The sequence below is a fragment of the Streptomyces sp. NPDC058295 genome (genome assembly GCF_042880655.1).
Taxonomy (GTDB): domain Bacteria; phylum Actinomycetota; class Actinomycetes; order Streptomycetales; family Streptomycetaceae; genus Streptomyces; species Streptomyces coriariae.
Genome location: NZ_JBHVYO010000020.1, coordinates 1 through 21,965, shown reverse-complemented (window position 1 = coordinate 21,965; position 21,965 = coordinate 1). Strand labels below are relative to the sequence as shown.

At 67.7% G+C, this 21,965-nt stretch carries 15 protein-coding genes and 4 pseudogenes; 10 read left to right on the top strand and 9 right to left on the bottom strand.

The genetic code is table 11. The features are described 5' to 3' along the window. Positions 1 to 335 precede the first annotated feature (335 nt). Positions 336 to 530, top strand: coding sequence for a hypothetical protein (locus tag ACFVYS_RS22005; RefSeq protein WP_389504389.1), 195 nt, complete (start codon positions 336 to 338; stop codon positions 528 to 530). 228 nt (positions 531 to 758) lie between these two features. Here ACFVYS_RS22005 and ACFVYS_RS22000 read toward each other — a convergent pair whose 3' ends face one another. Then, positions 759 to 1,145 carry an ArsR/SmtB family transcription factor gene (locus ACFVYS_RS22000; protein ID WP_389504387.1) on the bottom strand — a complete coding sequence of 129 codons (387 nt, stop codon included), beginning with the start codon at positions 1,143 to 1,145 and terminating at the stop codon, positions 759 to 761. A gap of 94 nt (positions 1,146 to 1,239) precedes the next feature. Between ACFVYS_RS22000 and ACFVYS_RS21995 the strand changes: the two genes are divergently transcribed. Together ACFVYS_RS21995 and ACFVYS_RS21990 are read left to right on the top strand one after the other, a co-directional pair. Next, positions 1,240 to 3,216, top strand: a complete 1,977-nt coding sequence (locus ACFVYS_RS21995; RefSeq protein ID WP_389504386.1) for a heavy metal translocating P-type ATPase — start codon at positions 1,240 to 1,242, stop codon at positions 3,214 to 3,216. Between the two features lie 815 nt (positions 3,217 to 4,031). Next, positions 4,032 to 4,268: pseudogene (locus tag ACFVYS_RS21990) on the top strand (amino acid permease); the annotation flags it as partial. Between the two features lie 67 nt (positions 4,269 to 4,335). Here the strand turns inward: ACFVYS_RS21990 and ACFVYS_RS21985 are convergent. Beyond that, positions 4,336 to 5,424 (bottom strand): hypothetical protein, encoded by a 1,089-nt coding sequence (locus ACFVYS_RS21985; protein WP_389504384.1) that lies wholly within the window; start codon positions 5,422 to 5,424, stop codon positions 4,336 to 4,338. Between the two features lie 153 nt (positions 5,425 to 5,577). On the opposite strand from ACFVYS_RS21985, the pseudogene ACFVYS_RS21980 reads away from it, so the two are divergent. From ACFVYS_RS21980 to ACFVYS_RS21965, 4 genes and pseudogenes are all read left to right on the top strand, one after another. Further along, positions 5,578 to 5,703: pseudogene (locus tag ACFVYS_RS21980) on the top strand (IS5/IS1182 family transposase); the annotation flags it as partial. A 242-nt stretch (positions 5,704 to 5,945) separates the two neighbouring features. Then, positions 5,946 to 6,107 carry a hypothetical protein gene (locus ACFVYS_RS21975; protein ID WP_389504382.1) on the top strand — a complete coding sequence of 54 codons (162 nt, stop codon included), beginning with the start codon at positions 5,946 to 5,948 and terminating at the stop codon, positions 6,105 to 6,107. 363 nt (positions 6,108 to 6,470) lie between these two features. Beyond that, a complete protein-coding gene (locus ACFVYS_RS21970) occupies positions 6,471 to 8,231 on the top strand; it encodes a S8 family serine peptidase (protein ID WP_389504380.1) in 1,761 nt (586 codons plus the stop codon). A gap of 211 nt (positions 8,232 to 8,442) precedes the next feature. Then, positions 8,443 to 8,912, top strand: a pseudogene (locus tag ACFVYS_RS21965) (transposase); the annotation flags it as partial. Positions 8,913 to 9,291: 379 nt separating this feature from the next. On the opposite strand, the gene ACFVYS_RS21960 reads toward ACFVYS_RS21965, so the two are convergent. The 4 genes from ACFVYS_RS21960 to ACFVYS_RS21945 all read right to left on the bottom strand — a co-directional run bounded on the left by ACFVYS_RS21960 (position 9,292) and on the right by ACFVYS_RS21945 (position 15,171). Continuing rightward, entirely contained in the window at positions 9,292 to 12,600 is a 3,309-nt protein-coding gene (locus tag ACFVYS_RS21960) for an RHS repeat-associated core domain-containing protein (protein ID WP_389504622.1), read from the bottom strand. 501 nt (positions 12,601 to 13,101) lie between these two features. Then, positions 13,102 to 13,647 carry a contact-dependent growth inhibition system immunity protein gene (locus ACFVYS_RS21955; protein WP_389504378.1) on the bottom strand — a complete coding sequence of 182 codons (546 nt, stop codon included), beginning with the start codon at positions 13,645 to 13,647 and terminating at the stop codon, positions 13,102 to 13,104. 51 nt (positions 13,648 to 13,698) lie between these two features. Continuing rightward, entirely contained in the window at positions 13,699 to 14,736 is a 1,038-nt protein-coding gene (locus ACFVYS_RS21950; protein WP_389504376.1) for an SPFH domain-containing protein, read from the bottom strand. Between the two features lie 3 nt (positions 14,737 to 14,739). Beyond that, positions 14,740 to 15,171, bottom strand: coding sequence for an NfeD family protein (locus tag ACFVYS_RS21945; protein WP_389504374.1), 432 nt, complete (start codon positions 15,169 to 15,171; stop codon positions 14,740 to 14,742). A gap of 357 nt (positions 15,172 to 15,528) precedes the next feature. On the opposite strand from ACFVYS_RS21945, the gene ACFVYS_RS21940 reads away from it, so the two are divergent. After that, positions 15,529 to 16,380, top strand: coding sequence for a maleylpyruvate isomerase family mycothiol-dependent enzyme (locus ACFVYS_RS21940; protein ID WP_389504372.1), 852 nt, complete (start codon positions 15,529 to 15,531; stop codon positions 16,378 to 16,380). A gap of 287 nt (positions 16,381 to 16,667) precedes the next feature. Here ACFVYS_RS21940 and ACFVYS_RS21935 read toward each other — a convergent pair whose 3' ends face one another. Beyond that, complete coding sequence (locus tag ACFVYS_RS21935; protein ID WP_389504371.1) at positions 16,668 to 17,177, bottom strand: GNAT family N-acetyltransferase; 510 nt, start codon at positions 17,175 to 17,177, stop codon at positions 16,668 to 16,670. Beyond that, positions 17,174 to 17,314, bottom strand: coding sequence for a hypothetical protein (locus ACFVYS_RS21930; protein ID WP_389504369.1), 141 nt, complete (start codon positions 17,312 to 17,314; stop codon positions 17,174 to 17,176). Before ACFVYS_RS21930 ends, ACFVYS_RS21935 begins: the two co-directional genes overlap by 4 nt. Before the next feature lie 328 nt (positions 17,315 to 17,642). Here ACFVYS_RS21930 and ACFVYS_RS21925 point away from each other — a divergent pair, with 328 nt between their 5' ends. Then, positions 17,643 to 18,530 (top strand): hypothetical protein, encoded by an 888-nt coding sequence (locus ACFVYS_RS21925; protein ID WP_389504367.1) that lies wholly within the window; start codon positions 17,643 to 17,645, stop codon positions 18,528 to 18,530. A gap of 882 nt (positions 18,531 to 19,412) precedes the next feature. Next, a pseudogene (locus ACFVYS_RS21920) lies at positions 19,413 to 19,579 on the top strand (GH32 C-terminal domain-containing protein); the annotation flags it as partial. Between the two features lie 345 nt (positions 19,580 to 19,924). Here the strand turns inward: ACFVYS_RS21920 and ACFVYS_RS21915 are convergent. Then, the gene (locus ACFVYS_RS21915; RefSeq protein WP_389504365.1) at positions 19,925 to 21,547 is read right to left on the bottom strand and encodes an MFS transporter; all 1,623 of its coding nucleotides are present in this window, start codon (positions 21,545 to 21,547) and stop codon (positions 19,925 to 19,927) included. Positions 21,548 to 21,965: the final 418 nt, after the last annotated feature.

The following is a 21,965-nucleotide window of genomic DNA, read 5'->3' as shown; positions in this document are numbered from 1 at the left end:
TCGGGGTGGTACCGCACCGTGCGCGTAAGGCAGTTGCCGATGATGACAAGACGCGACGTGAATGCCCGCGCTGGTGACCGGCTGGCACTGGCGGCGCTGGTGCCGTAAGCGTGCTCCCCGCAGGCGGGGGTTCGGCGAGGAACGCTATGCGCACGGGCTTGACCGGGCCCGGAGGTCGGGGCCCGAGGAGATCGAGACCGTCGTCCGACATGGGTGGGTCGGCCAGGCCGCGCAGGGGTCTTGACGGCGCGCGTACTGTGGAGACGAAGCGCATCAACGCCCGCCTCGGGCTGTAAGCCGGGCGGCCCTGACGGGGGAAGAAAGGTGCGTACCCGATGACGGTCGGGCTGCTCTCCACGGTGGCTGCCGTGTTCTACGGGGGAACGGTCTCGATCCTCGCCCTTACTGCGACCTTCGCCCGGCGCCGTACGCTCCGGCACGAAGCACGCAGCACACTGGCCGTCCTGGTACCGGGGAGGACAGTGGAGTCGCAGAACGTGGACAACGCGACGGTGGGCCCCAGCAGTTGAGGGCCAGGCTGCGGGTCTGAGGTGGCGCCTGCCTCAGCGGATGCCACCTCACACCACCGCGGCGTTCCTCGCTCCGGCACTGCGGTCACTGTGGCGACAGCGGGGCTGCCGATCACTTGCCATGTGCTGCTGCAACAGTCCGTGCGCACGGCAGTTCCGGTGATCTCCTCGATCCATGCCGCTTCCGGCGTCCGGAGCAACGTGGCGAGCGGGTGATCGCCGGCGAAGTCAGTCGGCGACGGCGGGTTCGGGCACGACGGCGGGCACGTCACGAACGCCCATCCGCAGGTGCTCCACGTGGTACAGGGCCTGGTCAAGGAGCTCGGCGACGTGGTTGTCGTAGAGCGCGTAGATGATCGAGCGCCCATGGCGCTCGCCGGTGACCAGTCCGAGGTTGCGCAGCAGGCGCAGTTGGTGGGAGCAGGCGGACGCTTCCATCCCGACGGCCTCGGCGAGGTCACCCACCGAGCAAGGGCCTTCCTGAAGCCGGGCCAGGATGTGCAGCCGCGAGGGGGTGGCGAGGGCCTGGAGGGTGGCCGCGACGTCGGCGGTACCGACCGCGTCGAGGCGCTCGCGCGGGGTGGCGTTGCTGGCGGTACCGCTTCCGTGGCCCATACGGACAGCATACCCATGACACCTGAAGACCTATTCAGATGTTCCTGTATGGTGAAGCTGTTGCCCCAGTCCGCCCGTGAAGGGTTGTTCTGTCATGTCTTCAGTGCTCGACCAGCGGCCCGCGCCGCCCGCTGCCGGGCCGCGTCCGGCACTCCCGCGGCGCCGGACGCGGATGCTGGCGCTGCCGGAGGCCCGGTGGGCGCTGGCCGCGCTGATCCTGTTCCTGATCGCCCTCCCGCTGGATCTCTTCGGCGCCGCGGTGTGGATGTGGGCCCCGCTGTACGCCGCCGTCTACATCACAGGCGGCTGGGAACCGGGGTGGGAGGGGCTGAAGGCCCTGAAGGACAAGGCCTTGGACGTGGATCTGCTGATGGTGGTCGCCGCGCTCGGCGCGGCCGCCATCGGGCAAGTTCTTGACGGGGCACTGCTGATCGTCATCTTCGCCACGTCCGGCGCGCTGGAGGCGGTCGCCACAGCCCGCACCGCCGACTCGGTCCGCGGCCTGCTCGACCTCGCCCCGGCCACGGCGACCCGTCTCCTGCCCGGCGGTGGGGAAGAGACGGTTCCTGCCGGCTCCCTCAGCATCGGTGACACCATCCTGGTGCGGCCCGGCGAGCGGATCGCCGCCGACGGGCAGGTGGTCGACGGGGTGTCCGACGTCGACCAGGCCACCATCACCGGCGAGCCCCTGCCGGTGACCAAGCGGGACGGGGACGAGGTGTTCGCGGGCACCGTCAACGGCATAGGCGCACTGTGGGTGCGCCTCGAGCGGGATCCGTCGGACTGGGTGATCGCGCAGATCGTGAAGATGGTCGAGGAAGCCTCCCGGACCAAGGCCCCCACCCAGCTGTTCATCGAGAAGATCGAGCAGCGGTACTCGATCGGCATGGTGATCGCGACGCTGGCCGTGTTCGCGATCCCGCTGGCCTTGGGCGACGAACTGCGGTCGGCTCTCCTCCGCGCGATGACGTTCATGATCGTCGCCTCGCCGTGCGCGGTGGTGCTGTCCACGATGCCGCCGCTGCTGTCCGCGATCGCCAACGCGGGCCGTCATGGGGTCCTCGCGAAGTCCGCCGTCGTGATGGAGCGCCTGGGCCAGGTCGACGCCGTCGCCCTGGACAAGACCGGCACCCTCACCGAAGGCACCCCCCTCGTCACCGACGTGCGCCCCGCACCCGGCTCCGGCCTCGACGAGAACACCTTGCTGGCGTTGGCTGCGGCCGCCGAGCACCCCAGCGAGCACCCGCTGGCCCGCGCCGTCGTCCAGGCCGCCCGCGAACGAGGCCTGACCCTGGCCGAACCGGCCGGCTTCACCTCCGAACCCGGCTCCGGTGTCACCGCCACCGTCGACGGCCACACCGTTCAGGTCGGATCGCCGGCCCGCCTCAGCGCAACCGTCGGCGCGAAGACCGGCAACCTGGTGAAGGGGCTCGAAGACCAGGGCCGCACCGCGGTAGTCGTCCTGCGCGACGGCGTCCTGGCCGGGGTGCTGGGTATCTCCGACCGACTCCGCCCTGATGCGAAGGCCACGGTCGCCGCCCTCAGCGCCCTCACCGGCCGCCCGCCGGTCCTCCTGACGGGCGACAACGAACGCGCCGCCCGACAGCTGGCCGCCGAGGTCGGTATCACCGACGTCCGCGCCGGCCTCCTCCCTCAGGACAAGGTCGCCGCGGTCCAGGCATGGGAAGCCGAGGGCCGCCGGGTCCTGGTCGTCGGTGACGGCGTCAACGACGCCCCTGCCCTGGCCACCGCCCACACCGGCATCGCGATGGGCAAGGCCGGCTGCGACCTCGCCCTGGAGACCGCCGACGCCGTCGTCGTCCGCGACGAGCTCGCCACCATCGCCGGCGTCGTGGAACTGTCCCGCAGGGCCCGCCGCCTCGTGATCCAGAACCTGGTCATCGCCGGGATCTTCATCACCGTGCTCACGGCCTGGGACCTCATGGGCACGCTCCCGCTGCCGCTCGGCGTCGCGGGCCACGAGGGCTCCACCGTCATCGTCGGCCTCAACGGCCTGCGCCTGCTGCGCGAACGCGCCTGGCCGGACTCGCTCGCCAGGCACACCGCGTGAACAGACGTGCCCGCCGCGACCCTCCGGTCGCCCCCTCCGGGGCAGCCGATGCCGACCGGTGCACCGTCACCGTCTGACGGGGATGCTGCTGCGGCACCCTGCTCAAGTGCCCCGCCTGGATCACGAAGCCCAATTCGGCGACCTGCGCACCGCGCCGTCGTGCGGCGCGACGGTCCGGCGCAGCGGCTGCCTCGATGCCCGTGAGCGCGATGATCGGCGCGCGGCTGCAGGCTTGGCCCACCGAGGACCACTGACAGCCGGTTCCCGACCCGCTTCAACAGGTCGGCCGAAAGCCATACTTGACCCTGCGGGGACCACCCCATGGTGAGTTGACATGCAAGAGGCAGCAATCGGGTTGCCGTGAGCAGCCAGGGAGTGGGAAAGGTCGAGATGATGTACCTGCGCTCCCCCGCGACCGAGCCGGACGGCCCGTGCGGTGGTCACCAAGACCGAGCTGGACAACAAGACGCCGAGGGTGACGCTCTCCAACTGCCTGGACGTCTCGCAGTGGCAGCCGGTCGATGCCACGACCCGTGAGCCCGTCACGCTGCCCTCCGACCGGATCACGAAATACCAGGCGCTCACCATTCGGAGAAGTGGCCGCAAGGCCGGCGGGTGGTCCGCGACGAGCCCCAGGCAAGAAGTACTGACCCGCATACGCACGACGGCCGCCGCCGGCCCCGCCGGTCGACGCCCTGCTGAACGAGGAGCCACAACTCCCGCTCCCGGAGGAGCGGACGCGGCTGCGGGCGGAAGCCGGCATCACCCAGGCGCGGCTGGCGTAGGTTCTGACGACGCCTCAGACGGTGAAGAACACTTTCGCCGCCCCGCTCATCGGCGGGGTGGCCATGCTCGCGGTAGTCGTCCCGCTGGTCTCCCACATGGGCGTGGCGGCCGGCACGGAGTCCGGCTCGCTGGTCCTGAAGGCGACGCCGTGGCTGGTGGCGCTGGTCGCGGCCGCGGGCATCGGGTACGCCCAGTACTTCAAGCGGCGCGACCCGTCCCGGTACGCGCTGATCGGGCGGACGGTGCTGGAGGAGGCGAAGGAGCGGTGGCCGTACGGCGGTCGGGCCCTGGTTGAGGGGTCGGTCTCCACCAGGGCCCTTGCTCCGTGCGGCTTCACTTGCGCTTCCTGCGGCGGGCCCGCTTCCCACGCTTCCCACGCTCCTCGCGCTCCTCACGCCCCTTCCTGCGGTCGTCCTGCACCTGACGCCTCGATTGCAGCTGCCAGTTGAGCGGCCCCAGGGTCACGGCGTTCGGGACACGGTGGGCGGGGAAGGCCAGGCCCGGTGAGCCGTCGGTCGTCTCGACCAGCAGTTTGCGCTCACTGAATTGGATGTACCTGACCTTCTCCCAGGGCACGGAGACCGAGCCCGCCCTTATGGTGTCCCGGTCCACCGTGATCGGTCCGAACGCGGCCTCCCCGCCGCCCACGATCGTCGCCAGAACACCGTCGACCTGCTCCCCGGCGACGCCGCTACAGACCGCTCCACTGAGGTCGTCGTACACGTCGTCGAGACCGCTCGACTTGAAGCGCAGGTTCCGCCCGCCCCGTATGCGGAGGCGGTGCCAGTGGTGCTCGGCGTAGCGGCGGTACGGGGCCGCACCGGGGACGGGGCTGGGAATCTTCCAGCTCTTCGTCCACTCCGCGTAGCGCAGGACCGTGACGTCGGCATAGCGGATCACCCGCCGTCGGCCGCCCCACGAATCGCCCAGCACCAAGCCGAAGTCGTACGTGTACCAGGGCGCGTAGGCCAGGAAGAGAATGTCGAAGGCGATCACGAGGACCGGCACGGCGGCGGTCACAGCGACCACGGTCAGCCGGCTGCCGAACGAACCGTCCGGCCATCCGAGGTGCCGCTGCCAGGCCAGGTAGCCGCCGAGCAGGGCCGCGTACACCGCGAGTCTGCCGAAGTCCCGGGCCGGTGCGTGCTCCGGTACCGCATCGTGGGTGAACAGCGGCGAGACTCGCCACACCACGACGCCCATGGCCACGATCCCCACCAGCAGGGTCAGCCAGCCCCACGCGCCGTCCGGCCGCCCGGTCTTCGCCGCAAAGAGCAGGATCACCACCGGCAGGAGCAGAGCCACCTCGGCGGCCAGCCGCCACGTCGGCGTACGGCGGTCATGCCGGTCCGCGAAGGTTCCGAGACCGGCCTTCTCTGCGGCGCGCGCGACGCGCGGGGGTGGCACGGTCCGGGTTGACATCCCGTCATCCTCGGTCACCGGATCAAGGCAGGCAAGGGCTCCTCCCGAGCTGATTCTTGGCGTCAGCCCAGGTCCTACTGCTTCTGGCGGTCGCACTGATCGGCCCGGGCCGCGGTCGCCACGGGGTCGCTGTCCCTATCCGGCTGTCCTGGTCGCACGATGTCCTGGCTCGCTGGCTGCCGCCGATTGCGCCGCCGCTACGAGCGCAAGGCCGAGCACTTCCTGGCCTTCAACAGCATCGCCTGCACCCTCATCTGCGACCACAGACTCGCTTTCTGATTCGCAGGCATGGCACCGGATGATGGATGCGCGTTACGAACTCTCGATCGGCAGCGCTGCCACAAACGCTGCAAGATCGGATGCTTGGGGCGGTGCCTGCCCCTGCAGAAACCGCTGGTAGTGGTCGGCGACGAGACGGCGCAGTTCTGCCTCGGCCGGTTCATCACCCGTGAGCTCTCGTATCCCGGCCCCGCCCGACCCTCAGCCGAAGCGAGGGCCTTCAGCTGTCGGACCGGAGCGCGGTGTGGATCGCGTACGAGCGGGCGGTGTTCCGCTCACAGCCGCACCGGGTCGCCAACTTCATCACCGGCATCGTCACCCCGCACGCGAAGAGGGCGCCCGAGAACGGGTGGATCCGGCTGGTGCTCGAATGGCTGGGCGGGGTGAAGGCCGCGCTGGGCTGAGCCCCATGGTGGTGGACCACGCTGCGACGGCCGCCAGGGCGCGGGCGGTGTCGGTCGCCGCGCGGGTCCGGCGCTCTGGTGCGGGCAGCACGGCCGGCACCAGACCGGCGGCGTACGCCAGGGCGCGGTCGATGTCGCCGAACTCCCGGTGGATCCCCATCTCCGATGCACGGCGTACGTCTCTTTTCAGCCATGCCCCTATAACGTCCCTGTACGGAAAGGTACTTCCGTACAGGAGCACGTGCCTGACATCTTGCATCCACCACTCGTTTCGTACGGCCCGCCGGTGCCCTCAGCACGGCCGGGCCGTCTCCGGAGGACGCATTGATACCCCACATATCCAGCCGACCTAGACGCACGCTGGTGCTGGCGGCCACGCTCGGCGCAGCCCTCGCGTTCGGCGCCCCGGGCGCTCTCGCGGGCACGCTCCCCGTCGACTCCTCCACCGCGCCGGCCGCCAAGGCCCACGCTCCGGCCGCCGTGCCGGCGTCCCAGAGTGCGACCTGGGTGGCCGGCACGCGTGCCTACCTCGTGATCACCGCCCCCGGTGACAGCTCGGCGGTCCGCTCCGCGATCGCGGCCAACGGCGGCACCGTCTTCTCGAACTTCGACGCCATCGGCGTGATCGTCGCCCACTCGGCATCCAGCGGATTCGCCGCCACCATGCGCGGCGTCGCCGGCGTGCAGCAGGTCGGCGCCACGCGCACCTCGGACGTCCCGGCCGACGCCTACAACCCGGCGCTCCCGGCCAATCCGGCCCAGGCCTCGACCCCGGCCGGAGAACCGGTCCGGGCCGACATGAGCCAGATCAAGGCCGACCAGGCCTGGGCCGTGAACCCAGGCTCCGCCTCCGTCACGGTCGGCATCCTGGACACCGGTGTGGACGACCAGCACCAGGACCTGGCGCCCAACTTTAACGCGGCCGACTCGGTCTCCTGCGCCTACGGCAAGCCCGACACCCGTCCCGGCGCCTGGCGGGACGTCGACACACACGGCACCCATGTAGCGGGCACCATCGCCGCGGCCAAGAACGGCAAGGGCGTCATCGGCGTGGCCCCCGGGGTGAAGATCTCCGCGGTCCGGGTCGCCGAGCCGGGCAAGTCCTTCTTCTTTGCCGAGAACACCATCTGCGGCTTCGTCTGGGCCGGTGACCACGGCTTCAAGGTCACCAATAACAGCTATTACACGGACCCGTGGCAGTTCAACTGCCCGGACAACATCGACCAGGCCGCCATCATCGAGGGCGTCAAGCGCGCCCAGGAGTACGCCGAGGGCAAGGGCTCTCTCCAGATCGCCGCCGCGGGCAACGAGAACTACGATCTCGCCCACAAGACGACCGACTCCGCGAGCCCGAACGACTCGACGCCGGTCACCCGCACCATCACCAACGCCTGCCTCGACATCCCGACCGAGCTGCCGGGCGTGGTCACAGTCGCGGCCAACGGCACGGGCGTCACCAAGGCCTCGTTCTCCAACTACGGGCAGGGCGTCATCGACGTCGCGGCACCGGGCAGCAACGTATATTCCACCGTCCCCGGCGGCGGCTACGGCAGCAAGAGCGGCACTTCGATGGCCACCCCGCACGTGGTCGGCGTGGCGGCACTCATCGCCAGCGCCAACCCGGGCATCACCCCGGCGCAGATCCGCGCCAAACTGGCCGCCCAGGCCAACGACATCGCCTGCCCCTCGGACAGCCGCTGCACGGGCACGACGGCCAACAACTCGTTCTTCGGCGAAGGACAGGTCGACGCCCTCAAGGCCGTCGGGACCACCCCGCCGCCCGGCAAGTACTTCGAGAACCTCGCGGACTTCGCCATCAACGACAACGCGACCGTGGAGAGCCCGATCGCCGTAACCGGCGTGACCGGCAACGCCCCGGCCACCCTCAAGGTGGGTGTGGACATCAAGCACACCTACATCGGTGACCTGAAGGTCGACCTGGTGGCGCCGGACGGCACCGTCTACACGCTGCACAACCACGCCGGCGGCAGCGCCGACAACATCGCCCAGAGCTACACCGTGAACGCCTCCTCGGAGGTCGCGAACGGCACCTGGAAACTGCGCGTCAACGACAACGCCGCTTCCGACACAGGCAGGATCGACGCCTGGAACCTGACCTTCTAGCGCAGGGCCCGGCAACGCCCGCGTACAACACACCCAGCCGCCCCGATCCCCCGACCGCGCACCCACCCCTACCCGTCCCCTTCGCCTTCCTGCTTCTCCAGGGGGCGAGGGGGTGTGCAGAGGGGGAAGTCGTGCTACCCACCGGGCCGGGAATCCTGTGGTGAGCTGAGGTGGTGCCGCCCGGGGCGGTGAGGGGCGGGTGCTGGTGTGGGTGGGGTTGTCCACGGCGTTCAGCGCCGCCTGCGAGACCCTCGGCATCAGCGTCCAGCCCACCCCGCCCCACGCCCCCACCGCGAAAGGCATCGTCGAGCGCACCTTCGGCACCATCAACGCCCTGCTGTGCCAGCACCTGCCCGGCTACACCGGCTCGGACGTCACCCGCCGCGGACCGGAGGCCGAAACCGAGGCCTGCTTCAGCGTCGCCCAGCCGCAGGACCTGCTGGACGGCTGATCCATTACCACCACCGCCTTCACGAAGGCCTGCGCCACCCCACCCTGCCCAAGAAGGCGCTCACCCCGAACCAGGTGTGGGCCGCCCTCATCGCCGTCGCCGGCCACGTGCCCCTCCCGCTGAGCGGCAGCGACTACCTCGAACTGCTGCCGGTGCGCTGGCAGGCCATCACCGCACGCGGCATCCGCATCGACCACCGCACCTACGACGCGGTCGTCCTCTCCCCCCACTTCACCTATTCCTCTTGCTGAAGAAGAAGATAGCGACTCCTACCAGCACGATAAATCCGACGGTGAACAAGAGCGCCGATTGCCCATCTCGCAGCAACGGCGGGGCAGAAAAGGACCACATCATCTCTGCCCCTTCTTTTTGCTGATCAGACTCACAGGCACGCAAAGAGCTCCACCCGCAATGAGCAGCCATCCGAATGTGCCCGCCGGGCCCCCGGAGGAGATTGCCAGGATAAGTGCACCGCAGACGAGAGCTAGCACTCCGAAGAGTAGGATCTGGCGCCCTCTTCCCGGTTGGATCATCTCATTCTCCCTGTTCGAAACCGCGGGTGCCGGAGCAGGACAACGCCTGCTCCGGCAAGCACGATCGGTCCGTTCGTCAGCTCTTGTAGGTGGCACCGATGTAAGTGCCTGCGGCCGTGCCGATGGCCATGCAGTAGGGGAGCGCCGGGACAGCACCCGGTCCGGTGAACGCCGCGGCTCCGGCTTCGCAGAGCCCCGTGATACCGATGTCCGCGATCATGGCTGCGGTCGCTTTCTCAGCCGCGCCCGGTCCGCCGGTGAATCCCTCGTAGAGGATGGTCGCGACGCCGAGTCCGTCCCCGATGCTTCCCAGGCTGAGCAATCCGTTGGGGTCGATGCGGTTGACGGGGTCGCCTTCGGCGTACAGGTACGGGTTCTGTTCCTTGCCCGAGGGGTCGGGCTGGGTGAAGCGGCCTATGTTGGCGTCGTAGTAGCGGGCCCGCAGGTGGTAGAGGCCGGTGGGGTCCTGGTAGTTGCCGGCGAAGCGGTAGGGCTGGTCGACCGGTTCGGCGGACTGGGCCGGGATGCGCACGCCGCGAGGGCTGTAGGTGTAGGTGTCGACCTTGTTGCCGTCCTCGTCCGCCAGCCCGATCACGCTGCCGATCGCGTCGGTGAGGTAGAAGTACGTCTTGCCCCCGGTCGTCATGGAGTTCAACGTGCCCCCGGGTTCCCGGTTGAAGCCCATGTCCACACCGTCGGTCGTCTTCGCGGACAGGCCCAGCGGACCGTTGTGGAAGAACGTGTCGCCGAGCTTGATGCGTTCACTCTGGTCGGTGGAGCCGTACTGGCCCCCATACGTCTTGCTGTCGACGGTGATCGACGTCATCTGCGAGTGGTCGGTCCAGGTCTCGCCAGTGCGGATGTAGTCGTCGGTGGAGGCGGCGGCGGTCTCGTTGCCGATGGCGTCGTAGGACCAAGTGCCCGTGGAAGTGGACTTGTTCGTCAGCTGCTGAGCGTCGTTGTAGGTGTAGGTGGTGCCGCGCGGGCAGCCGGGGTCGGTGCCCTGGGAGGTGAGGTTGCCGGCCAGGTCGTAGCAGTACTGCCAGGAGTCGGCGATCGCGCCCGCCTTCTCCTCCTTGGCGTAGGAGAAGCGGCCCGCCCCGTCGTAGCTGTACGTCCGCTTCAGCCCGGTGACGCTGTCGGTGCTGGTGCGGATCTTGCTGCCGTCGGTGGCGCTGTTGGTGCCGTATCCGTAGGTGTAGGCCAGGTTCACCAGGGTGCCCTGGTCTGAGGTGACCTTGATGGACTGCGGCCGGCTGGACTTGTCGACCTCGACCGTCTGGGCCGTGCCGCCGGGGTATGTGGTCGTCCTGCGGACGTCGTTGTTGTTGTACGTGTACGAAGTGACCCGGCCCTGTGGGTCTTTGAGCTCCTTGAGCTTGTTGACCTCGTTCCAGGTGTAGTCGACCGTGCCGGCCGGGTCCTGGTAGTAGTCGACGTTGCCGGCCGCCGTGTAGGCCAGCAGGGTCTGGGAGCCGTCCTGGAGGTGGCGGACCGTCTCGCGCTGCAGCGGGTCGAACTCGTAGGAGATGGTGCCGGTGTTGTCGGAGCGCTGCCTGAGGTTGCCGTCACCGTCGTACCAGTACTCGACCTTCACCGTGTTCGGTGAGGTGACGGTGCGGATACGGTCGCGGTTGTCGTATGTGTAGGTGACCGTGACGCCACGGGCGTCGGTGACGGTCCTGGTGCGGCCCAGGTCGTCATAGGTGTACGTCGTCTTCCCCAGTGGCGCCGGGGCCTTGGCCCATTCCAGGTTGCCCTTGGCGTCGTAGTGGAAGTCCGTCTCCACCGTCTTGGAGGAGGTCATCTTCGTCTTCTGCGCGCAGCGCTGACCCTCGAAGCCGCCGCAGCCGGCGGTGGCGGGGTTGTAGTCGTAGGAGACGCTGCCGCCGCCGGTGCCGGTCTGCGCGACCGTCTTGGTGTTGCCGGCCGTGTCGTAGGTGAAGGCGGTTTTCTCACCGTCGGGGTTGGTGGAGTCCTTGGGTACGTCGCCGCCGGCGATGGTCTGCCAGTTGTTGACCGTCGCCCCACCGGTAGGCAGGGTGGCGGTCTTGAGGTTGTTGCGGGTGTCGAAGCCGTAGTCGGTGACGTTGCCCGGGGTGGTGCCGGAGCCCATCGCGTCGGTGGCGGTGTCGATGTTGTGGTTGGCGTCGAACTTGGTGGACCGCTTGTGGCCGAGCGCGTCGGTCACCTCGGTGACCTGGCCGTCGCCATCGTGCGCGTACTTCGCGGCGTGCGTCTCCGGGTCGGTGACGGTGGTCGTGCTGGCAGCGGTCGCGGAGTCGCTGGTGTAGCTGTAGGTGTAGGTCGGACCGGTGTGGCCGTCACTGTTGAAGCCGGTGCCACGCAACATGGAGGTGACGCGGTTGGCGTCGTCGTAGGTGAAGACCGTCACCCGCCCCTCCGCGGTGGTGATCTTGTCGATACGGCCCGAGGTGTCGTAGCGGAAGGTGACCGTCTTGCCCTCGGTGTCCGTGGTGATGGCCAGGTTGCCGGCGCTGTCGAGGTTGAACACGGCGGTGCGGCCGGTGTTGTCCTTCGCCTGCCACTGCGAGGCGTCCGTCTTCAGCAGGTCGATCCAGCGCCCGGAGCGCGTCTCGGACAGCTTGAAGCCCTTGTGCTCGCCGCCCTCGTCGTGCTGGGTGACGGTGACCGTGCCCTTGTTGCGGTCGGTGACCTTCGTCAGCGTGCCGTTGGCGTCAAAGGTGTCCGTCGCCCCTGACTTCCACTTCGTCAGCGTGTAGGTGCCGTCGGTGTTCTTCTTCAGGTCCTGCGAGTAGCCCTTCGGCGTGGTGAAGGAGCCGTCGCTGTTCTTGGTGAAGCGGACCGTGGCGCCGGAGGCGTCGTAGAAGACCGCCTCGGTGGAGGACAGGGACAGGTAGCGCTCGTACTGCTGCCACCAGCGCTGCGAGACCTTCCCCCACGGCGCGTCCAGCGAGTTGTACGTCCGCGCCAGCGTCAGGCGCTGCCCCACGCCGGCGATGTCGAAGTCGGTGGCCGTCAGCATCAGGTTGCCGGTCGAGTAATCGACCTTCGCCGTCAGAGCATCGGTGATGGCGAAGCTGGTGTACCGGTGCCAGGGGACGTCGCCCTGCCCCTCCGGCACCAGCGACGTCACCGAGGTGCCCGCCGCGCCGCTACGGGACTCGGCCTTCTCGGACGGTGTGCCCTTGGCGTGTTCGCGCTGCTCCCGCAGCCAGGGCGCGTACACCTCGTCGGTCGGATTCTGCGATGGCTCAGTCTTCACGGGCCGGTTCGGGCCGACTTTCACTGCCGGCATTTCGAAGTCGGGGCTGTCCGGGCCCCAGACCGAAGTGGGCTTGGTGTCGTCGGCGACCGCGGCGGCCGGCAGTGCCGACAAGGCCAGCGCCGCGGAGACCATCATCGCCGAGACGGCGAGAGCGGCTGATCTTTTGCGGGCACGCCGAAAGGGCATGCCGAAGGCACGCGTGTACATGGACTTCCCCCACCTGAAAGACGACCCCGGCGACCCCCGTGGTCACCAGGTGCACACAAACTGACACAGGAATCGCACATGAATCCGTGCGGTTCCCACCGTTTGCCTCGCCATACGGGCAGGAATCAGCCCCTCCCCTTCAAGTGCATGAAAGGTACAGAAGATCGCATAGGACACGCAGAGAGCACAGCTGCGCAGCAACGGCATGCCTCCCGCAGGCAGAACGCGACTGAAAGCCTCCCCCTGAGGCCGCACCGGCTCGAATCTCCGGACGTCCTGCCTGCTCCGAGACGATGATCCGCTGGGCGATGATCGGCATCATGGTTCGCCGTCTGACGCGCGGCTGCCCCGCGAAGCGGCCGGGACCGCCCTTCCTCGTGCGGCAGCCGCCCTCACAGGAGATGCGATCACAACGGCCGCCCCGAGCACCTATCGGGCCAGGAATCTCCCGGTCTCCTGCATCAAGGACGGCGGCAGATCGGTCAGCTCCGAGACGATCACGCCCAGCTCCCGGCCGAGCTCGGGCCACTCGTTCCAGACGGCTGGGCTTCTCGTCACAACGGCGGCCAGCAGATCGCCCTCGTACATGTCGCCCTCGGCCATCGGATCGTCGCGCAGCACCTCCAGCGCAAGAGGCAGGAGATAGCCCAGTCCCACGTCCTGCCCGATCAGCAGACGCATGTCCTCAACGGTCAGCTCGCCGATCGGCTGACGACGAAGGTTATGCACCGTCGAAACAAGGCGACTTGCTTCAACCGGCGGGGTCGGCCAACCGTCGCGGAGTTCACCCGGGATACCTCCGCAGCGTGGGAGTTTCACGCGGCGGCCCGAGGGTTCGCCAGCGACCCCGTGCTCTTCGCGGCGGAGACGGGCAGCAATCCGTGATGCTGACCGCCGGCAGCGCAGAACCACACGGCCGATCGCGATGGCGCCTGCATGAGCTCTTGCAACCGAAGCAGCGGGCACCGAGAGCATCAACGTCTCGACCCGGGGCTCCGCAGAGTGCACTCGAGCCGCCGCTCGCCATCAGCGAGGCGGGTGGGGCGGGCGGCCATCGGCAGTGACGCCCTCGGCCTCGGCTGCGTCGGCGAGGGCCGCGGCAGCGGCCTCTTCCGCCTGAGCCTTGTCGCTGGCGGCCTGGGCAATCATGTCGTCCGGGGGCTTCTCGCGGGTGGCCGGCGACTGCGGCAGCACCTCGGTGAAGGCGCGGGACATGCTCTGGAGCGCGGAGGTGATCTCGCTGGGGATCACCCAGAAATTGTTGCCCGGGCCTTGCGCGAGTTGAGGCAGCGTCTGGAGGTACTGGTACGCGAGCAGTTTGGGGTCGGGGTCGTTGCGATGGACGGCCTGGAACACCTCGTCGATGGCCCGGGACTGGCCCTCGGCCTGGAGGATGGCAGCGGTGCGGTTGCCCTCCGCACGCAGGACGGCTGCCTGTTTGTCGCCTTCGGCGGTGAGGATCTGCGACTGGCGCTGCCCCTCGGCGCCGAGAATCGCGGCTCGCTTGTCCCGTTCGGCTCGCATCTGCTTCTGCATCGCGTCCTTGATGGACTGCGGAGGGTCGATGGCCTTGATCTCCACCCGGTTGACCCTCAGGCCCCACTTGCCGGTGGCCTCGTCCAACACGCCGCGGAGCTGGCTGTTGATGGTGTCCCGTGAGGTGAGTGTCTTTTCGAGGTCCATGGATCCCACGACATTGCGCAAGGTGGTGACGGTGAGCTGTTCGACCGCCTGAAGGAAATTCGCGATCTCGTAGAAAGCTGCCCGTGGGTCGGTGACCTGGAAGTACAGAACGGTGTCGATCTCGACGACCAGGTTGTCCTCGGTGATGACGGGCTGCGGTTTGAAGGACACGACCTGTTCTCGCAGATCGATCACCGGATGAACACGGTCGATGTAGGGGATGACAAGGCTGAGGCCGGGATTCAGGGTCCGGTGGTACCGGCCCAGTCGCTCGACATTACGAGCGCGTGCCTGGGGCACGATACGGACCGCCCGCACCACGGTGAAAACCGCGACCAACGCGACGATCAGGCCGGCAATGAGGAACGCCGAGGTTTCCATGTTTCAGTCCCGGGGATAGACGATCGCGGTGGCGCCGCTGATCTCCATGACATCGACGGTCTTTCCAGGAGGAATCACCAGCGTCTCGTCGAAGGCGCGGGCCGTCCACTCCTCACCGTCGATGCGGACCCGGCCGCCCAGGCCCGTCACCTCCGAGACGACATAGGCGGCCTTGCCGACCAGCGCGTCCACGCCGAACCGCGCCGCTTGGGGCTGGAGGACGTGGCGGAGCGCGATGGGGCGCACGAACAGCACGGTGACGGTAGCGATGACGGTGAACACCAAGAACTGAAGCGGCAGGGGCAGCCCGACCGCGGCGGACCCCGCCGTGACCAGCGCGGCCGCACTCAGCAACCCGAGCGCGGCAGTAAGGGTGAAGATCTCCGCCGCAGCCAGCACGGCTGCGATGATCAACCAGATCAGCCATGGATCCATTGCGCGCCTCTTCTGACCGTGTGGGTACGGAAGGGCCTGACTCCCACCATTGCACCCCGATACGGGACAGCCCGATACCCCTGGGCAAGGAAACCCTGACGAACGATCGGAAGTGCACCGGTGCAACATGCATCCTGATCACGCCATTTCATATCTTTTATTTAGTTTACCCATATAAGAACCTCCGCGAACTTTCCACGCTGTGCCGGGGCGCTCGCACTCGGTTCGGCGACCCGATCGTGCCGGCTTGGGACAACGTCCGACTCCACCTGACTCGCCCAGCGCGCGAGTTCTCCGCCTCTGCAGGAAGACAGTATTTGCTGGCAGACCGGGTCCTCAGGCTGTCAGGCTTGGGCCATGAGTCCCCAGCTCAATGGCGTCTCCGACCTCTCCTGGCTCGGCAAGCCGATCGACGCTCGCCCTCTGTTCAGGCCGGAGTCGGCCTCCCTTCTCGACGAGCTACGGGCTCTGCGGCCTGCGGAATGGCGCGAGACGGCGGTCCCCGGTTGGAGCGTGCACGATCTCGCCGCCCACATCCTTGGCGACTACCACGGTCGTCTCGGCTGGACTACAGCTGGATGCGAGCGGGCTTTCGCTCACGGCGAGACGCTGGAAGCGTTCATCCATCGCGCCAACCAAGAGTGGGTCGACCTCCACGCCGATCGCAGCCCCGACCAGCTCATCACTGCGCTGGAACAGGCCGGCGCCCAGGTCAGCCGTCACTTCGAGACCGTCGACCTCGAAGTCACAGGCCTGGGGGTTTCCTGGGCAGGGGCCGACCCGGCGCCGAGGTGGTTGGACGTCGCCCGGGAGTTCACCGAGTACTGGACTCACCGCCAGCAGGTCCGCCATGCCACAGGCCGGGGCACGGACCCGGAGCCCCAGGCCCTGTCCACGGCCCTGGACACCTTCATGCGGGCCCTGCCCCACACACTGCGCGACGTGTCGGCCCCCCTCGGGACACAAGTCCAGGTGACCGTCGATGGGCCAGGCGGCGGCGTATGGACCGTGACCGCCACCGCAGACCGCTGGTCACTGGCCGAAGCACCCAGGGGTCGGCCGACAGCATCGGTGGCGCTGGACCCAGAGGCTGCCTGGCGATTGTGCACCCGCGGTATCGGCCCCGGCACTGCCCTCTCCCTTGCCCGCATCGAGGGAGAGCGCCGGCTTGCCGAAGCGGTCTGCCAGATCGTCTCCATCGTCTACTGAGAACCCTGGACGTCGACGCGGGGTCCCGCGCGTGTTGCCGACCTGTCGTGGACGTGCCGGTCCCGCCGTTGCTGCATCCGGAAGCAAGCAGAGTGCAGCCCTGTCCCTTCCTCGGTCAGCAGGCTGCTGCGTTGCGACTTCCCAGCCGCACTTCGCGGACTCGGCGGTCAGCGGGCCGGTAGGAACTTGCTTTGCGAGATGGCCCGTTGGGTATCACACAACGACACACCAGACCAACGATCCTGTGACGTGAAAGGCGCGACGCCGGTTCGGTCGCGATGATCCCGTCAGATCAGGTCCGTCCTGGGGTCCACGGACCAGTGGTTGGTCTTGAAGATCTGCCCGGCGAAGGTCATGTCGGTCTCTGAGACGAACCGGAAGCCGACCGAGCGGCAAATGCCGTTCGAGGCGGCGTTGTCCGTTGTCGGAAAGGCGTGCACGACTCCCCAACGGTTCTCGTCCCGGGCTCGGTCCAGGAGAGCGCGGACGGCGCGCTTGCCCAGCCCTTGCCCTTGGAACCGGGGTAGAACCATCCAGCCGATCTCGGAGATCGGTCCGTCATCGGTGTGGTGGGACCAGAGGGTGACTGTCCCGGCCACCACCTCGGGAGTGGCCGGATCGGGGACGATCATCTTGAACCAAGCAAGGTCGGCAGCCGCCTGCTCGGCATCCCGGCGCACCTTGGCCGGCATCTCCTCGCGGGACTGGGGGCCACCGAGGTCGGCCATCATGTCGGCATCACACCGCATCTGGACATAGGCGTCGACATCGTGCGGCGATACGTTGCGCAACCTCACTGGCTCCTCCTCGTGTTCAGCAACGATCGTTGCACGGCATCGATCACGCGCAGCCAGAGCGGGATGGAACTCGCCGCAATGGCCCGGATGTTCGGGGTTCCCAACCCGGCACGGGACATCACGGCTTGATCGTCCACCCATGCTCCTGGGCTGGGAAACACGACGTCGACATGCGCTTCCCCCTACCTGCGCCTCCAGGACCGAGCCGATCGAGGCCCGTTGAGCTTTGCGGATTACGTCTTCCTCGACGTCGAGGTGCGAACCGCTCGGGCGTTCTCGCGGGAGAGGTGGGTGCGTGGTGCGTAGTCTCCGTGAACGGGGGCCCAGAAGTGGTTGCAGGGCAGTAGTCGCCGGAGCCGCTCTCCGATAACATACCGACCAGACGGTACGTCTGGGTGTACTCCATGCGCCGTCGCGTGCTCGATCAACACAACGTGTCATCCACCACTGGATGGAGAGCCGCTCATGACGCAGAACGAGAACCGCGACAGCCTGGCCCTTGCGCGCAGGACCTGGAGAACTCTCGAGCCGTATCACGGAGCTGTCTACTTCTCGCCCGAAGCCGCAGATCAGTACGCCGCGTTGGGCGTGGACGCCCGGACGGGGTATTTCGCGTCCCGTTCCGCCGCGCTCGGCGCTGCTCCGGCGGATCTGGTCATCGCCACGTTCTACAACTTCAATCCTCAACTGGTGCGCCGAGTCATACCCGCGGCATGGGAAGCCGCCACGCCGCAGCGGTTCGTCGCCGCACGGATAGCCGGGATCGACGCCACGCTCCGCCGCATCCTCGGTGCGGACATCTCCTCGCCGGCGCTGGCTCGCGCCGCCGAATTGGCCCGCAGCGCGGCTGAGGTGACGTTGCGCCACCCACAAGGCCGCCCGCTCTTCGCCGCGCACGCGGCACTGCCGTGGCCGAGCGCGCCCCATCTCGTACTCTGGCACGCTCAGACACTGCTACGGGAGTTCCGCGGCGACGGTCACGTGGCGGCACTGCTGACTGCCGGACTGAGCGGGATCGAGGCTCTTGTCACGCACGCCGCCACAGGGGAGATAGACGCAGATGTGCTGCGCGGCTCACGGGCATGGACGCCGGAGCAATGGGAGCAAGCCGTGCGGAATCTGCGCGAGCGTGGGTGGCTCGACGAAGGGCCCCACCTTGCTCCGACCGAGGAGGGGGCGCGGCTCAGGGCGGAGATCGAGCACACCACGGACAGGCTGGCAGTCCTGCCCTACCTCACGCTCGGCCCTGCCGCGACCGCCGAACTCCGCTCGCTGATGCGGCCGTTCAGCCTCGCGGTTGCCAGAGAGCTTCTGCCGTGGGCGGTCGACCGCCTCAGCGAAGAGAGCGCGTGAGGGGAGAGGGAGGTCCTTACGCCGAGTGACGGCCGGCGCTCGGATCGAGCGTCCTGAAGATGCATGAAAACGATCAGAGCCTGACTTTGAGCGCCGACCGTTCAGCGTCGTGGGCGTGGCGAATGCGCTGGCCGTGCTGAGGTCCGATTCCGAGCACCATCACTCACCCGTGCAGCCCGTCGGCCCGGCAGCTCGGGGCACCGTCGGACCGAGCTGCCCGACCCGATTTTGATGGCTTATCCGGCTGGTGGTCGATCGACGCCGAAGGGTTCGATGCCCTGCGCGAGGACCACGGCGTGTGCTGCCTTCTTCCGCTGGGGCCCGTCGGCCGACGGGGTCCGAGTCGTCCCCTGGCAGACCCGGGGCCAGTCGGGCCACAACACTGTGTCCACTGGTCAACGAGCGCACGTCAGTCGAAACCGACCCAGCGGCCAGGTCCCCGTCGTGACCGGCGAGAACGCGGCCGAAGCGGCCGACGATCTTCTGCCGTCTGGACGTCTGCCCTTCCGCAGGGGCGCCGCCCGAAGCAGTGGCCTTCCGCGTCATGCAAGCCGAGCCAGACCCGGACGGCGTGCCGGCCAACCTGCGGCGTCTGGTGGAGACGGCTTTGTCGAAGGCCGTCCGAGAGGCCGAGCGCCGCTGAGTACACCGAGTCGCTCGCGAGAACACCGTCCACTGGACCAAAGGACGTCACCTTCGGCGAAGACGCCGACCATGTCCGCCGCCACCACACCCCGGTCGTCATGAGGTCCCTTTCCTGCCATCTTCCGGAGGTGTCGGCGTTCACCGTGTTGCGCCGGTTGAGGTAGGCGTAGTTGTCGTAGATCTCGGCGTCGACGTGCACCGACCACCGTCCGGAGAGCGCCTCAACTGGAGGCCGAGCTGCGCATCCTGGTGGACCGCACCCCGGTGGAGATGTTCGTCGACGACGGCCGCTATGTGCACACCCGTCAGGTTTTCCCCTACCCGCTGGATACTCGGCTCGCACTGTTCACGATCGCGGCAGCGCGGTGTTCCGCAACACGGTGATACGCGAGTTCTCGGTGTGAGGCCGACCAGGGCGCGTGTGCAGACCGTGCACGTGAACCTGATCGGTGGGACGGCCCACTTGGCGTGCGGTGGCCGAGCGCCACGGGCCGGCCCACCGCTCGACGGACCGGTCGGCCCGGCTCCTGAACCCCGGCCCTGGCTCACGCCGAAACGGGCCGCCAGTCCCTGGAGGGATCCGTCCTCCGCTCCGCTGACGTGACCAAGCTGACCGTCCCGGGCGGCCGGGCCGTACGGTTCATGGCGGCGAGGCCGTCCCGACCCTTCACCGCATCCCGTGATCAACCCGGGCGAACGTGTCTCTCCCCGGGGCCCTGGGCCTGAGCCTGGGTTGTGCCCTCACACTCTCAGACGGAACTGCGGACCTCTTCGCACTCCGGCTCCGATAGCGGACCCTTCTTCTTTCCGACGGCAGGCAAGGTAATCAGCAGCACAGCGGCTCCGAGGAGTGCGACGACCGCGATCCAGCCCGCGCCGACGTGCATAGCGTGGATAAACGCATGATCCGCAGCCTGAGCAAGAGTGGGCCGGTGGATAGCGGTGGCGACATGGCGGGCCTGTTCGGCGGAAACTCGCGCCTGATCCTGCACCGGACCGGGTGCACCCTCCAACGAAGGTTCGATCGCGCGTCGGTACATGATCGACATGATCGTGCCGCCTACTGCGATTCCGATCACACTGCCGGTTTGTCGCACGGTGTTGGTGACGGCCGATCCTGCACCGGCCTGTTCCAACGGCAAGTTGCTGATCAACGCGGCCGTAACAGGGCCGATCACCATGCCGATCGACAGCCCCTGTACCAACAACAGGATCTCGATCCAGACGAGAGGAGTTTCGAGTCCGAGGAACCCGTACCCGCCCATGGTCAGCGCAGCCACGGTCAGCGCCGGCACGGTGACAAGACGCAGCGACAGGAGGCGAACCAGGCGCGGGGCAAGGAGCGCCCCCGCGAGCGCACCCAATGCGGTAGGGATATTGGCCAAACCCGCCTTCATCGGCGAAAATCCGAGCGCGCCTTGCAGATAGAACGCGTTATAGAAGGTAATGGCGGCCACAGCAAAGAGCAGCAATCCGAGCGCCACATTGCCGCCACCGAATGCGCGTTGCGCGAGCAGCCGAGGATCAAAGCTGGGCGCCTTGACACGCAGTTCGACGAGTACGAAAACGGCCAGCAGAACCAGACCGACAACGATCGGCACCCAGACGTCGGTACGACTCCAGCCAGCCACCTGCCCCGCCCGGATCAGCCCGTAGGCCAACGCCACGAGCCCACCGATCGACAGCAACATTCCAGCGGGGTCCAATGGCCGCGGAGTGGGGCTGCGGAAATTCGGAACCAGCACGGCGAGCCCGACCAACGCCGATGCCGCGACCGGGACATTGATCAGAAAGACCGAGCCCCACCAGAAATGATCGAGCAGGAACCCAGCCAGCACCGGGCCGGCCGCCATTCCCACACCGGCCGCCGTCGAGAAAATGCTGATCGCGGCAGCCCGCGTGGGGCCGGTAAAGGTCCACATAAGGATGGCCAAGTTGGCGGGCGTGATCAGCGCGCTGCCCGCCCCCATCGCAGCTCGAGCCGCAATCAGCTGGCCCGCATCGCTGGCATACGCCGCCCACAGCGACGACCCGGCGAAGATCACCAACCCAGTGGCAAACACAGTCCGGTGCCCGAACCGATCGCCCAATGCGCCTGCCGTGAACATCAAGGTGGCGAAGGCCAGAGTGTACGAACCGGTCGCCCATTGCAGTTGACCGGGATTGGCCCCCAGTCCACGGACCGGGTCCGCAAGGGTCTCGAGCGTAGTACTCAGGACAGTATTTTCCAGCCAAATCAGCAGCGAACACAACATAAGAACAGCAAGAATCAACTGCTGCCTGAACTTCGGCAACGTTGGAGGCGCGGTCATGAACACCTTCGGATATCGATCGGCGGGAACCTGAACGACTGGACCATAAGCAAACTCCACGACGCCGTCAAGCTTGTATTTTGTGGTCAATGCCGTTGCGGCCGAGCGGAATATATGCCCTCTGACGGATTTGCGGACTCAATAATTTTGTGCCCTCTGGCGGATTTGCGAATTGCAGGTTTCATGGCTTCCGGAGGGTTGCGACTGAACGGATTCCATGCCCTAAAGTGAGCTGTCGCACCACGCCCTGCGACCCCAGCCCGGTGCCCACGCCCGGTAAAGCGTCAGGTAAGTGCCCGAGCACCATTTCCGCGTCGCTCCCCCGGCCTCGCGGCGCACTTCAACCCTCTGGTCACCCTGGCCGCCTGGTTCCCTGGCTCGGCTAGGGACTGTTTCTCGGATCATGTTCGGAGCCAGATGGTGAGGGCTGCGAGGGTGACGGTGCCGAGGTAGATGTAGGCGCGTTTTTCGTAGCGGG

Excerpts from the sequence above, each read along its gene's own strand:
- ACFVYS_RS21995 (WP_389504386.1), top strand. The coding sequence starts at position 1,240 with ATGTCTTCAGTGCTCGACCAGCGGCCCGCGCCGCCCGCTGCCGGGCCG.
- ACFVYS_RS21940 (WP_389504372.1), top strand. The coding sequence starts at position 15,529 with ATGAGTCCCCAGCTCAATGGCGTCTCCGACCTCTCCTGGCTCGGCAAG.
- ACFVYS_RS21945 (WP_389504374.1), bottom strand. The coding sequence starts at position 15,171 with ATGGATCCATGGCTGATCTGGTTGATCATCGCAGCCGTGCTGGCTGCG.
- ACFVYS_RS21960 (WP_389504622.1), bottom strand. The coding sequence starts at position 12,600 with ATGATGGTCTCCGCGGCGCTGGCCTTGTCGGCACTGCCGGCCGCCGCG.
- ACFVYS_RS22005 (WP_389504389.1), top strand. The coding sequence starts at position 336 with ATGACGGTCGGGCTGCTCTCCACGGTGGCTGCCGTGTTCTACGGGGGA.
- ACFVYS_RS22000 (WP_389504387.1), bottom strand. The coding sequence starts at position 1,145 with ATGGGCCACGGAAGCGGTACCGCCAGCAACGCCACCCCGCGCGAGCGC.
- ACFVYS_RS21950 (WP_389504376.1), bottom strand. The coding sequence starts at position 14,736 with ATGGAAACCTCGGCGTTCCTCATTGCCGGCCTGATCGTCGCGTTGGTC.
- ACFVYS_RS21955 (WP_389504378.1), bottom strand. The coding sequence starts at position 13,647 with ATGCTCTCGGTGCCCGCTGCTTCGGTTGCAAGAGCTCATGCAGGCGCC.
- ACFVYS_RS21985 (WP_389504384.1), bottom strand. The coding sequence starts at position 5,424 with ATGTCAACCCGGACCGTGCCACCCCCGCGCGTCGCGCGCGCCGCAGAG.
- ACFVYS_RS21925 (WP_389504367.1), top strand. The coding sequence starts at position 17,643 with ATGACGCAGAACGAGAACCGCGACAGCCTGGCCCTTGCGCGCAGGACC.